Here is a 12,622-nt window from a genome sequence, read left to right as displayed (position 1 = left end):
TGTGCGGTGCAGCTTAGACACCTCCACCACACCGGAGGTCTTCGCCGTGATCAAGACCCCGGCCCTGTCAACAACGCTCGTGATCAATACACCTAGGCCGCGGGGGTATTGCCGTCCCGGCCTTGCCGGGGGCTGCCGCCCCCGGCCCCGCGCTTCGGCTTGAACGGCTTCGTCCTCAAGCCCCGGACGGGCTGGATCCCGGCTGACCGGCGTCGTCAGCGGACGACGTCGAAGACGTTCTTCTGCAGACCGTTGGCGTAGGCCTCGTGCTCGACGAGCCGCAGCTTCTGGGCGTCCTTGTCGGTGGTGCTGAAGAGCCGCTTGCCCGCCCCGAGCAGGAGGGGGAAGACGAGCAGGTGGTAGCGGTCGATCAGGCCGGCGTCGGAAAGAGCCTGGTTCAGGGAGGCGCTGCCGTGGATGATGATCGGGCCGCCCTCGGTCTCCTTCAGTGCGGCGACGTCGTCGAGTGAGCGCAGGATCGTCGTCTCGCCCCAGTTCGACACCAGGTTCTCCTCGGCGAGGGTCGTGGAGACGACGTACTTCGGCATCACCTTGTAGTCGGCGAAGTCCTCCATGCCGGGCCACACCGCACTGAACGCCTCGTAGCTGGTGCGGCCCATCATCATCGCCGTGGCCTCCTTCTGCTCCCGGCCCTTGATCTCGAAGGCCTCGGGGAGGAACTCGGTGTGCTTGAAGGTCCAGCCGGAGTTCCGGTAGCCGGGCTCGCCGCCCGGGGCCTCCACGACGCCGTCGAGCGAGACGAAAGCGGTGCTGATCAGGGTGCGCATCTTGGGTTCCTCGGTCTCTCGTGCCGGTTTCTCTTCCTCTGACTGCGGAGTACGCAGAAACTCATCGGTCGTCTCCCGCCCGCATCATCGTGTGCCTGGTCGCTCGTGTCCGCAAAGTCCCGGACCGGCGGCTGGATCTTGACGCAACACAGGAGCGACGGAGAGGAGTCGCAGGCGGGGGTGCCGGGTAGGGTCCGTCCACATGAAGCTGGCGTTCTCCACCCTCGGTGTCCCCGGCCTGCCCCTGCCCGACGTCCTGCGGCTCGCGACCACCCACGGCTATCACGGCGTGGAGCTGCGCACCCATCCCGAGGAACCGGTCCACACCGGCCTCGGCCCCGCCGAACGGGCGGACGTCGCAGCCGAGTTCAAGGGAGCGGGCGTAGAGCTCCTCGGCCTGGCGGGCTACGCCCGGGTCGCCGCGCCGGGCGACGACGTGCCCGTGCTGGCCGAGATCCGCTCCCTCCTCGACCTGGCCCGCGACCTCGGTGCCCCGTACGTCCGGGTCTTCCCCGGCGGCGACCTGGACGTCCAGACCCCCGAGGAGGCCGACGCGACGGCCGCCCGCCGCCTGGGCACGGCCGCCGAGTACGCGGGCGACCTCGGCGTGCGCATCCTCCTCGAAACCCACGACTCCCACCGCACGGCCGCCGACGCCATGCGGATCCTCGGCCTCGTCGGCCACCGCAAGGTCGGCGCCCTGTGGGACGTGATGCACACCTGGCTCGGCGGCGAACAGCCCTCCGAGACCTACGCGGCGCTCTCCCCCCACCTCGGCTACGTCCAGGTCAAGGACATCGCCTCCGTCGAGGACACCACCCCCCTGCCCCTCGGCCAGGGCGTCCTCCCCCTGGCCGAATGCGTCGAGGTCCTCTCCCGGCACAACTGGGACGGCTGGCTCTGCTGGGAGTACGAGAAGCGCTGGTACGAGGAGGCGGCGCCGCTGCCCGACCTCCTGGAATCCGGGCGTGAGCACCTGAGCCGGCTGCTGAACGACTCGGCGTGAGGCTCCGGCTCCCGGCCAGTCAGACATGACGGTTCGAACGACGAGGGCCTTCTGGGTAGCGGTGCGGACTTCGCGGTCCACATCGACCCCACAGGCCCTCGCCCCGTGCAAGGACCACTCACGTACAGCAAGGTTGAGGGCCTGCCGTCTGGATCACGCCGCATACGCGGGGCAGGCGCTGCCTATGCCCTGCGCCGTGATCCAAACGACAGGCCCTAGGGAAGCCGGACTCCGGACCAGGTGCCGACTTCGCATTGCCGGTCGGCATTGTTCCCCGCTGCCACGACCGTGCCGTCGGCACGCAGGGCGAGGGTGTGCGTCGAACCGGCCGCGACGGCGACGATCTCGTACCAATCGGCGACGTCGCACTGTCCGTGGCTGTTGTCTCCCGTTGCGAGGACCCGTCCGGAGGCGGTGACCCCGACGGTGTGGTAGCTGCCCGCGCTGATCGCCACCACCTCTTCCCACTCCTCGACCTCGCACGCCCCGGTTGCCCGGTCGCCGGTCGCCACCGTCCGCCCGTCGGATCTGAGGCCGACGGTATGGAGATACCCGGCCGAGACGGCGGTCAGGTCGCGCCATCCTTCCACGGCGCACTGCCGTCGCCGGTTGCTTCCCGCGGCCAGTGCAAAACCGTCCGACCGGACGCCGACCGAGTGCCAGTCGCCACACGAGAGGGCGACCATCTCGCGCCAGGACCGCACGTCGCACTGTCCTTCCGCGCTCCGGCCGGCCGCCAGCACGCGGCCGTTCGCGAGCAGCCCGAGCGTGCGGCGCCAGCCTGCGGCCACGGCCGTGACACGTCGCCATCCGGCGACGTCACATTGCCCGTCGCCGTTCCACCCGGTTGCCAGCACCGTGCCGTCCGGCCGGAGTCCCACCGTGTGGGACCTGCCCGTGTTCGTCGCGGTGTGCACGTTGCCCGCTGCCACCGCGACGACGTCTGCCCAGCGCTCGACGCGACATTCGGCGGATGCGGTATTGCCCACGGCGAGAACGGTTCCATCCCGGCGCCGGGCCACCGAATGACGCCTTCCGGCCGCCAGCGCCGACGAGTCGGCGAGTATGACGCCTCCTGGTGCTCGGCGGGTTCGCGACATGAGTCGCACCTTACTTCGGCCCGGAACCGAGGCGTCACGGAGAGCGGAGCGGCAGGGCTCACCCCGCAGGGGCCCCGGCCATGACCAGGGCGGAGTCAGCGCGACTCGGTGCGCCGGGCGTAAGCACGGGCCGCTCGGGCGCGGTCGCCGCAGCGGGTGGAGCACCAGTGACGGCGGCCGTGGCGGAGGAGGTAGCGGTTGCAGGGAGGGGAGCCGCAGGCGGTGAGGCGTTCGGCCGCGGGTGAGGTGAGCAGGTCGGCGGCGTCCGCGGCGAGAGTGGCCAGCGCGAGGTCGACGATCGCGGTGGTGGGGTGGGGGGCCGTGCGGTAGGGGCCGGTCGTGTCGTCCCAACGCAGCAGCGGGGCCGTCGGGACCCTGGTCATCGCGTCGTTGATGGCCGTCACCGCCGCGGGCAGCGCGGGCACGCCATCGGTGCGGGCAGCGAACAGCGATCTGATCTGTTCGCGCAGGGACCGCAGTTGGGCCGCGCACATCTCCCGCATGCCGGCGTCGACCGGTGCGAGACCGCGCTGCGTCAGCCAGTGGTTCGCCTGCGCGGGAGTGCCCACGAGATCGAGCGTGCGCCCGCCGGGCAGCGCGATCGCGGTGTTGGCGAGGGCGAGGGAGGGGTGCTCCTCCTCGCCCTGCGCGGGCGGCGGGGCGGACTGTTCGGTCACGGGCTCCTCCATGTTTCTCATGTTAAGGGTTGCCCGTATCCGTGAGAAGCGGCTACGGTCATCTCACGGTTCGATCGCGTCTATCCGTGAGGTGCTGCATGTCTTCTGTTCCCGTGGCGGCCGACTTCCCCGTCCGCGTCCTCGGCGGCCCGACCGCCCACTTCGAGTACGGCGGCCTGCGCTTCCTGACCGACCCGACCTTCGACGCCCCCGGCGACTACGGCCGCCCCGGCCGTCCCCAGCTGACCAAGACCGCGCCCTCCGCCTCCGGCCCGGGCGACCTCGGTCCCATCGACGTGGTCCTGCTCTCGCACGACGAGCACCCCGACAACCTCGACACCTCCGGGCGGGCCCTGCTCGCCCGAATCCCCCTCACCCTCACCACGCCGAGTGGCGGCGAGCGGCTGCGCGAGAGCCTGGGGGAGCGGGTCCGGGGCCTGGGCGACTGGGAGTCGCTCGCACTGGACCGCCCCGGCGGCGGCACGGTCACCGTCACCGGAGTTCCCGCCCTGCACGGCCCCGGATCCCGCGAGCAGGTCGAGCCCTTCACCGGCCAGGTCGTCGGGTTCGTCCTGACCGGCGAGGGCCTGCCCACCGTCTACGTCAGCGGCGACAACGCCTCACTCGACGCCGTCCGCGAGATCGCCGGCCGCTTCGGTCCCGTCGACACCGCCCTGCTCTTCGCGGGCGCCCCCCGCTTCCCCGTCCTCTTCGACAACCAGGTCCTCGTCCTGGACAGCGCGATGGCCGCGGAGGCCGCGCGGCTGCTCGGCGCCCGCCGCGTGGTCCCCGTGCACTACGACAGCTGGGCCCACTTCACCGAGGGGGGCGACGAGCTGGCGGCCGCCTTCACCGCCGCCGGACTCGCCGACCGCCTGGACTGGGGCAAGGGCGCCTGAAATGCGGCAAGGGCGCCTGACCTGCCGTCACTTCCGCCAGAACAGGTGATGGATCACGCCGCTGGGGCTCGGCACCACATCGCAGTGGAAACGGTCGAGCAGCTCCTCGGGGGACTCCCACAGCCGTGAGCCGGACCCGAGCACCACATCGGGCGAGACCGCCACGTGCAGCGTGTCGACCAGGTCGGCGTCCAGGAACTGCCGGACGACCGTCGCCCCGCCGCCCAGCCGTACGTCCTTGCCCCCGGCCGCCTTGCGCGCCTGGGCGAGGACCTCGGCGGGATCGCCACCGACGAAGTGGAACGTCGTGTCGGAGAGGGTGAAGGAGGGGCGCTCGTGGTGCGTCATCACGAACACGGGCGTGTGGAAGGGAGGTTCGTCGCCCCACCAGCCCTGCCACTCGTGGTTCTCCCAGGGGCCGCGCTGCGGACTGAACTTGTTGCGGCCCATGATCTCGGCGCCGATGCCGTGGTGGAAGTCGCGCACCAGGTAGTCGTCGAGGCCGCGGCTCCCGCCCGGGTCGGTGCGGTTGGGCCAGCTCGCCGTGGCCCCGGCCCAGGCGAACATCGTGCCGGGATCGGCATGGCCGAACGGCCTCTCCAGGCTCTGGCCCTCACCGGCACCGAAGCCGTCACTCGAGACGTTGAAGTTCTGTACACGCAGCAGCTGAGACACGGGGCTCCTCCTGTGGTCGATGCAAGAGAGACCGCCCGGATCGGCAGAACTCATCGGCGCGGGCCCGGTGAGTCGCCGGACCGGCGAAGCTCATCGGCGTGGGGCCGACTCATCCCACGGGCCCGGCGCGATCAAGGCCCCGCCTCACCCGGCCTGCGCCACCACGTGGTCGATCACCTGCTGGAAGTCCGCGTCCGGGGAGAACTCGACCAGCTCCGTGTCCGCCAGGGCGAGCGGCACATGGCCGGGTCCCCAGTAGTACGCCTGCCCCGCCTCGTACTCCTCCTCGCCGGTGGCCGTCCGCATCCGGATGCGGCCCTTCAGTAGATAGCCCCAGTGCGGGCACTGGCACGCGTCGTCGGGCAGCCCCTTGAGCCCCGGGGCCATGTCCGTGCCCTGGGGCAGAGTGATGTAGCTGATCGACATGCCGCCCCCGATCGGCATGGTGCGCACCTCTACGCCGTCGCCTCCGAGCGCGACGGGTACGTCGTCGCGAGTCGCTGCCGTCATGGCTCCTCCGCTCGCCGTGGACCGGGCCGTGGAAACGGACCTCGTCCTTCCACCCTGAACCGCCGGGGGGCCGCCCGCGACATCACGATCCGGTCAAGAGGTGTCTGAGGGGGCTTGATTTACCGCCGTGTAATCGATTCCATCCCTCCGTCGGTGTAATCGATTCCACGAGCACACGCCCAAGCCTCGCGGGTGCTCCCACGACTGATCCACAAGGAGGTGGAGCGGCGGTGGCCAGCATCAAGGACGTCGCTGCCGAGGCCGGCGTCTCCGTCGCCACGGTCTCGCGCGTCCTGAACGACCACCCGTCGGTCAGCGCCGACGCACGCACCCGCGTGCTGGCCGCCGTCGAGACCCTGGGCTACCGCCCGAACGCCGTCGCCCGCTCGCTGCGCACCGACCAGACCCACACCCTCGGCCTGGTCATCAGCGACGTGATGAACCCCTACTTCACCGAGCTGGCCCGCTCCGTGGAGGAAGAGGCCCGTGCGCTCGGCTACAGCGTCATCATCGGCAACGCCGACGAGCGGCCGGACCTCCAGGACCACCACGTACGCAACCTCCTGGACCGCCGCATCGACGGACTGCTCGTCTCACCCACGGACGGCGGCTCGCCGCTGATGCTGGACGCCGTACGGGCCGGGACGCCCATGGTCTTCGTGGACCGGTGGATCCCGGGCGTGGACGTGCCGGTGGTACGGGCGGACGGACAGGCCGCCGTGCGGGACCTCGTGGCGCACCTGCACGGGCTCGGGCACCGGCGGCTGGCGATCATCGCGGGCCCGGCGGCGACCACGACCGGCCAGGAGCGCGTCGAGGCCTTCCGGGAGGCGCTCGGCGCGTACGGGCTCGACCTGCCCGACGCCTACATAGGGCAGGGAGACTTCCAGGCCGAGAGCGGCCGGCTGGTCACCGAGGGCTTCCTCGACCTGGCCGAGCCGCCCGAGGTCGTCTTCGCGGCCGACAACCTGATGGCGCTCGGCGCGCTGGACGCCGTGCGCGCGCGGGGCCTGCGCATCCCGGACGACCTGGCGCTGGCCGCGTTCGACGACGTCCGGTGGTTCGTGCACACCGATCCGCCGATCACCGCGATCGCCCAGCCCACGGGCGAGCTGGGCCGGGCAGCCGTACGGGCCCTGGTCGACCGCATCGAGGGCAGGGCCGGCGAGTCCGTGACCCTCCCCGCCCGGCTCGTCGTACGCCGCTCGTGCGGCGAGAACCCCACCCCAGTGCAAAGGAGCACGACGTGAGCAACGCGGACGAGTTGCTGCGCATCGAGGGCATACGGAAGACCTTCCCGGGCGTGGTCGCGCTGGACGGCGTCGACTTCGACCTGCGCCGGGGCGAGGTGCACGTCCTGCTCGGTGAGAACGGTGCCGGTAAGAGCACCCTCATCAAGATGCTCTCCGGCGCCTACACCCCCGACGCCGGGCGGATCCTGGTCGGCGGCGAGGAGACCCGCATCCAGGGTGCGCAGGACTCCGAGCGGCTCGGGATCGCCACCATCTACCAGGAGTTCAACCTGGTGCCCGACCTCACGGTCGCCGAGAACATCTTCCTCGGGCGCCAGCCGCGCCGGTTCGGGATGATCGACCGGAAGAGGATGGAGGCCGACGCCGAGGTCCTGCTGCAGCGGGTCGGCGTGGACGTGTCGCCCCGAGCGAGGGTCCGTGAGCTCGGCATCGCGCGCCTGCAGATGGTCGAGATCGCCAAGGCGCTCAGCCTGGACGCGCGCGTGCTGATCATGGACGAGCCGACCGCCGTGCTCACCTCCGAGGAGGTCGACAAGCTCTTCGCCATCGTGCGCGCGCTGCGCGAGGACGGCGTCGGGATCGTCTTCATCACGCATCACCTGGAGGAGATCGCCGCGCTCGGCGATCGCGTGACGGTCATCCGGGACGGCAGGAGCGTCGGCCGGGTGCCCGCCTCCACGCCCGAGGACGAACTCGTGCGGCTCATGGTCGGGCGCTCCATCGAGCAGCAGTACCCGCGCGCACGGGCCGACCGGGGTGCCGCGCTGCTCTCCGTCGAGGGGCTCACCCGGGACGGCGTCTTCCACGACGTCGGCTTCGAGGTGCACGCCGGTGAGGTCGTCGGCATCGCGGGACTGGTCGGCGCCGGGCGGACCGAGGTCGTACGGGCCGTCTTCGGCGCCGACTCCTACGACAAGGGCGCGGTCAAGGTCTCCGGCGCCCCGGTCGCCAAGTACGACGTCAACGCGGCCATGGCCGCCGGCATCGGGCTCGTCCCCGAGGACCGCAAGGGCCAGGGCCTGGTGCTGGACGCCTCCGTCGAGGAGAACCTCGGCCTGGTGACCCTGCGGTCGGCCACGCGCGGCGGGCTCGTCGACCTCAAGGGGCAGCGTGCGGCGGCCGGGCGGATCGCGCGGCAGCTCGGCGTGCGGATGGCCGGGCTCGGCCAGCATGTGCGCACGCTCTCCGGCGGCAACCAGCAGAAGGTCGTCATCGGCAAATGGCTGCTCGCCGACACCAAGGTGCTGATCCTCGACGAACCGACGCGCGGCATCGACGTCGGCGCCAAGGTCGAGATCTACCAGCTCATCAACGAACTCACCGCCGCCGGCGCGGCCGTCCTGATGATCTCCAGCGACCTGCCCGAGGTGCTCGGCATGAGCGACCGGGTGCTGGTGATGGCCCAGGGCCGGATCGCCGGTGAACTCTCCGCCGGCGAGGCGACCCAGGACGCCGTGATGGCACTCGCCGTCAGCAACCCCAGCACTGACAAGGAGGCCTCCCGTGGCCACTGACACGCTCAAGAGCACGACGGGCGCGGGTGGCGCCTCGGGGGGCCTGCGCCGCCTCCTGCTCGACAACGGGGCGCTCACCGCGCTCATCGTCCTCGTCATCGCGATGTCGGCGCTGTCCGGCGACTTCCTGACGACGGACAACCTCCTCAACGTCGGTGTGCAGGCGGCCGTGACGGCCATCCTCGCCTTCGGCGTGACCTTCGTGATCGTCTCGGCGGGCATCGACCTGTCCGTCGGCTCGGTCGCCGCGCTGTCGGCCACGGTCCTCGCCTGGAGCGCCACCTCGGCGGGCGTCCCGGTCGTCCTCGCCGTGCTCCTGGCCATAGCCACGGGCATCGTCTGCGGCCTGGTCAACGGCATCCTCATCTCCTACGGAAAGCTGCCGCCGTTCATCGCCACGCTGGCCATGCTGTCCGTGGCCCGCGGCCTGTCCCTCGTCATCTCCGAGGGCTCCCCGATCGCCTTCCCCGACTCGGTCTCCCACCTCGGCGACACGCTCGGCGGCTGGCTGCCGGTGCCGGTCCTGGTGATGGTCGTCATGGGCCTGATCGCGGCCTTCGTGCTCGGCCGGACCTACATCGGCCGCTCCATGTACGCGATCGGCGGCAACGAGGAGGCCGCGCGGCTGTCCGGCCTGCGTGTGAAGAAGCAGAAGCTCGCCATCTACGCCTTCTCGGGCGTGTTCGCCGCCGTCGCCGGTGTCGTCCTCGCGGCCCGGCTGTCGTCCGCGCAGCCCCAGGCCGCCGACGGCTACGAGCTGGACGCGATCGCCGCCGTCGTCATCGGCGGCGCCTCCCTCGCGGGCGGCACCGGCAAGGCGTCGGGCACGCTGATCGGCGCCCTGATCCTCGCGGTGCTGCGCAACGGGCTGAACCTGCTGAACGTCTCGGCGTTCTGGCAGCAGGTCGTCATCGGTGTCGTCATCGCGCTCGCGGTGCTGTTCGACACGCTGCGGCGCAAGGCGGGGGCGACCCCGGTCGCCGGTGCCTCCCAGGGAGGCAAGGGCCGGCAGGCGGCGACCTACGGGCTCGCGGCCGTGGTCACCGTCGCGATCGTCGGCGCCACGTCGTTGCTGCACAACGGCTCCGCCTCCACGGACAAGCCGAAGATGGGCCTGTCGCTGTCGACCCTCAACAACCCCTTCTTCGTGCAGATCCGGGCGGGCGCCCAGGCCGAGGCGAAGAAGCTGGGCGTCGACCTGACCGTCACCGACGCCCAGAACGACGCCTCCCAGCAGGCCAACCAGCTGCAGAACTTCACCAGTTCCGGCCTCGGCGCGATCATCGTCAACCCGGTGGACTCGGACGCCGCGAGCAACTCGGTGAAGGCCGCCGACAAGGCGGACATCCCGGTCATCGCCGTGGACCGCGTCGTCAACAACGCCAAGCTGGACACGCTCGTCGCCTCCGACAACGTCGCCGGCGGTGAACTCGCCGCCAAGTCGATCGCCGAGAAGCTCGGCGGCAAGGGCAAGATCGTGATCCTCCAGGGCCAGGCGGGCACCTCCGCGGCCCGGGAGCGCGCGCAGGGCTTCGCGAACGGTCTCAAGGCCTACCCGGGCATCCAGGTGGTCGCCCAGCAGCCCGCCGACTTCGACCGCACCAAGGGCCTCGACGTCATGTCGAACCTGCTCCAGGCCCACCCGGACGTCCAGGGCGTCATCGCCGCCAACGACGAGATGGCGCTCGGCGCGATCAAGGCGCTGGGCTCCAAGGCCGGCAAGTCGGTCTCGGTCGTGGGCTTCGACGGCACGCCGGACGGACTGAAGGCGGTCGAGGGCGGCACGCTGTACGCGTCCGTGGCGCAGCAGCCCTCCCAGCTGGGGAGGATCGCCGTGGACAACGCCCTGAAGGCGCTCCAGGGCAAGAAGGTCCAGGAGACGGTGAAGGTGCCGGTGAAGGTGGTCACGAAGGAGAACGTGGCCGGCTTCAGCGGCTGACATCGGGGAACGGCCGGGCGGTCGTCCACAGTCCGTGGCGACCACCCGGCCATGTCACTCACGTGGGGAGCAACTCATGTACGACTACGACCTCCTGGTCGTGGGGTCGGCCAACGCCGACCTGGTGATCGGAGTGGAGCGCCGGCCCGGTGCCGGCGAGACCGTGCTCGGCTCCGACCTGGCCGTCCACCCGGGCGGCAAGGGCGCGAACCAGGCGGTCGCCGCCGCCCGGCTCGGTGCCCGCACGGCCCTGCTGGCCCGGGTCGGCGACGACGCGCACGGCCGGCTGCTGCTGGACTCGCAGCGCGCGGCGGGTGTCGACACGGTGGGAGTCCTGGTGGGCGGTGCCCCGACGGGCGTCGCACTGATCACGGTCGACCCGTCCGGAGACAACAGCATCGTCGTCTCGCCCGGCGCCAACGGCCGCCTCATGCCCGAGGACGTCCGGGCCGCCGGGTGTCTCTTCCAGGGCTCCAAGGTGGTGTCGGCGCAGCTGGAGATCCCGCTGGAGACGGTGGTGGAGACCGTACGGAACCTTGCTCCCGGAAGCCGTTTCGTGCTGAACCCCTCTCCGCCGCGCCCCCTTCCTTCGGAGGTGCTGGCGGCCTGCGACCCGCTGATCGTGAACGAGCACGAGGCGAAGGTGATCCTCGGCGACTCCGCCGTCGGGGACACCCCCGAGGACTGGGCACGGATCCTGCTCGCCAAGGGCCCGAGGTCGGTCGTGGTCACGCTGGGCGGACAGGGCGCGCTGGTGGCTTCGTCGGAGGGTGTCTCGCGCGTGCCGGCCGTGAAGGTGGACGCGGTGGACACCACGGGGGCGGGTGACTCCTTCACCGCCGCGCTGGCCTGGCGGCTGGGGGCGGGCGAGTCCCTGGCCGAGGCGGCGGCGTACGCGGTGCGGGTGGGGGCCGCGACCGTGACGAAGGAGGGCGCGCAGGCGTCCTTCCCGACGGCTGCGGAGGTCGCCGCCCAGTGAAGAAGAGCGGAATACTGAACCGCCACCTCGCCGGTGCGCTGGCCGAGCTCGGCCACGGGGACGGGGTGCTGGTGTGCGACGCGGGCATGCCGATCCCCGACGGTCCCCGGGTGGTGGACCTGGCCTTCCGGGCCGGGGTGCCGTCGTTCGCCGAGGTGCTGGACGGGCTGCTGGCCGAGCTGGTGGTCGAGGGGGCGACGGCGGCGCAGGAGCTGCGGGACGCCAATCCGGAGGCGTCGTCGCTGCTGGAAGGGCACTTCCCCGGGCTGCACCTCGTGCCGCACGAGCGGCTCAAGGAGCTGTCGGCGGCGGCCCGGCTGGTCGTCCGCACGGGCGAGGCGCGGCCGTACGCGAACGTCCTGCTGAGATGCGGGGTCTTCTTCTGACACCCGCGAAGGGCCGCGGGAGGCCGTGAACGGTTTCGAGGGGGCCCGGTCCGTCGACCGGGCCCCCTCGGCTTTTCCCCTCCCCCGTCAGGAACCCCCACGATCCCCCCAGATCCCCTCCCCAGAGGCCCTGACACCACGTACGACCCGCGAAAGGCGAGGAGGGTTGCACGGGAGAGCAAGAAATTCTTGCCGGTTTCCAGGACGACTCTCCCTCGCCGCGGCGTCGTACGCTGAGCATATGGCGCTTCTTCGGGCCAATAGGGGGCATACGGGACAGGAATCGTCGGACGGACCGAGTACCCCTGTGTTCGTCGACTCCTCCGGTCGGCGTGCGCGGTACCTGCGACGCACCGGCTACGGGCTGGCCACCGCCGCGGCCGCGTACATGGCGGTACTGGGCCTGAGCCTGATGGGGGCAACTCCCTTCGCCCCGGAGGCCATCCTGCCCGGCGACATCGCGGCGCCCGCCGCACCGGGACCCCGCACTCCCGGCCCGACGCCCCGGGCGCCCGGCGAACGACCCGCCCCGGACCGCCTCGGCCCCGGATCCCAGAGCACCCTGCTCCTTCCGCGCTCCACCGCCCCCGGCGCTCCCGTGGCTCCGCCCCAGGTGCCCGCAGACCCACCGGTCGGCTCCCCGGCACCTCCTGACACATCAGCACCGCAAGCACCGACGACCTCAACCGCGCCGCCCACGGCCCCCGGTGACCCCCCGGCTCCCGGCCCGGTGCCCGGCGCGGGCACCACCCCAGCCTCGCCCCCGCCCGCTCCGCCGACCCCCGCCCCCCCGGCCCCCGAGCCCCCGGCGCCGACGACACCGCCGCCCGCCTCCCAGCCCCCCGGACCGGCCCCGGCCCCCAGCTCCGTGGCGCCGTCCACGGCCACCCTCCTGC

Annotated in this window: 12 protein-coding genes; 7 read left to right on the top strand and 5 right to left on the bottom strand. The window is 71.7% G+C overall.

What is annotated here, in order from left to right; genetic code table 11:
- Positions 1-215 precede the first annotated feature (215 nt).
- Complete coding sequence (locus tag ADK65_RS31680) at positions 216-788, bottom strand: dihydrofolate reductase family protein (protein WP_053674447.1); 573 nt, start codon at positions 786-788, stop codon at positions 216-218.
- Between the two features lie 202 nt (positions 789-990).
- Here ADK65_RS31680 and ADK65_RS31675 point away from each other — a divergent pair, with 202 nt between their 5' ends.
- Complete coding sequence (locus ADK65_RS31675; protein WP_053674446.1) at positions 991-1,794, top strand: sugar phosphate isomerase/epimerase family protein; 804 nt, start codon at positions 991-993, stop codon at positions 1,792-1,794.
- 215 nt (positions 1,795-2,009) lie between these two features.
- On the opposite strand, the gene ADK65_RS31670 is transcribed toward ADK65_RS31675, so the two are convergent.
- On the bottom strand, positions 2,010-2,816 hold the full coding sequence (locus ADK65_RS31670) for an RCC1 domain-containing protein (protein ID WP_420709118.1): 807 nt from the start codon (positions 2,814-2,816) through the stop codon (positions 2,010-2,012).
- Between the two features lie 173 nt (positions 2,817-2,989).
- Positions 2,990-3,583, bottom strand: a complete 594-nt coding sequence (locus ADK65_RS31665; protein ID WP_053674444.1) for a CGNR zinc finger domain-containing protein — start codon at positions 3,581-3,583, stop codon at positions 2,990-2,992.
- Positions 3,584-3,669: 86 nt separating this feature from the next.
- Here ADK65_RS31665 and ADK65_RS31660 point away from each other — a divergent pair, with 86 nt between their 5' ends.
- On the top strand, positions 3,670-4,470 hold the full coding sequence (locus ADK65_RS31660) for an MBL fold metallo-hydrolase (RefSeq protein ID WP_053674443.1): 801 nt from the start codon (positions 3,670-3,672) through the stop codon (positions 4,468-4,470).
- 27 nt (positions 4,471-4,497) lie between these two features.
- Here ADK65_RS31660 and ADK65_RS31655 read toward each other — a convergent pair whose 3' ends face one another.
- Complete coding sequence (locus ADK65_RS31655; protein ID WP_053674442.1) at positions 4,498-5,145, bottom strand: dihydrofolate reductase family protein; 648 nt, start codon at positions 5,143-5,145, stop codon at positions 4,498-4,500.
- 144 nt (positions 5,146-5,289) lie between these two features.
- Complete coding sequence (locus tag ADK65_RS31650; protein ID WP_053674441.1) at positions 5,290-5,655, bottom strand: hypothetical protein; 366 nt, start codon at positions 5,653-5,655, stop codon at positions 5,290-5,292.
- A 230-nt stretch (positions 5,656-5,885) separates the two neighbouring features.
- Here ADK65_RS31650 and ADK65_RS31645 point away from each other — a divergent pair, with 230 nt between their 5' ends.
- The 5 genes from ADK65_RS31645 (at position 5,886) to rbsD (ending at position 11,726) form a co-directional block, all read left to right on the top strand.
- Positions 5,886-6,905 carry a LacI family DNA-binding transcriptional regulator gene (locus ADK65_RS31645; protein WP_053674440.1) on the top strand — a complete coding sequence of 340 codons (1,020 nt, stop codon included), beginning with the start codon at positions 5,886-5,888 and terminating at the stop codon, positions 6,903-6,905.
- Positions 6,902-8,422, top strand: coding sequence for a sugar ABC transporter ATP-binding protein (locus ADK65_RS31640; protein WP_053674439.1), 1,521 nt, complete (start codon positions 6,902-6,904; stop codon positions 8,420-8,422). Before ADK65_RS31645 ends, ADK65_RS31640 begins: the two co-directional genes overlap by 4 nt.
- A complete protein-coding gene (locus ADK65_RS31635) occupies positions 8,412-10,361 on the top strand; it encodes a substrate-binding domain-containing protein (RefSeq protein WP_053674438.1) in 1,950 nt (649 codons plus the stop codon). Before ADK65_RS31640 ends, ADK65_RS31635 begins: the two co-directional genes overlap by 11 nt.
- A gap of 76 nt (positions 10,362-10,437) precedes the next feature.
- Complete coding sequence (locus ADK65_RS31630; protein ID WP_053674437.1) at positions 10,438-11,340, top strand: ribokinase; 903 nt, start codon at positions 10,438-10,440, stop codon at positions 11,338-11,340.
- Positions 11,337-11,726, top strand: coding sequence for a D-ribose pyranase (gene rbsD / locus ADK65_RS31625; protein ID WP_053674436.1), 390 nt, complete (start codon positions 11,337-11,339; stop codon positions 11,724-11,726). The genes ADK65_RS31630 and rbsD overlap by 4 nt, the downstream gene beginning before the upstream one ends.
- Positions 11,727-12,622 lie beyond the last annotated feature (896 nt).

The organism is Streptomyces sp. NRRL B-1140 (assembly GCF_001280065.1).
Taxonomy (GTDB): Bacteria; Actinomycetota; Actinomycetes; order Streptomycetales; family Streptomycetaceae; genus Streptomyces.
This window is presented reverse-complemented; position numbering and strand designations above follow the sequence as displayed.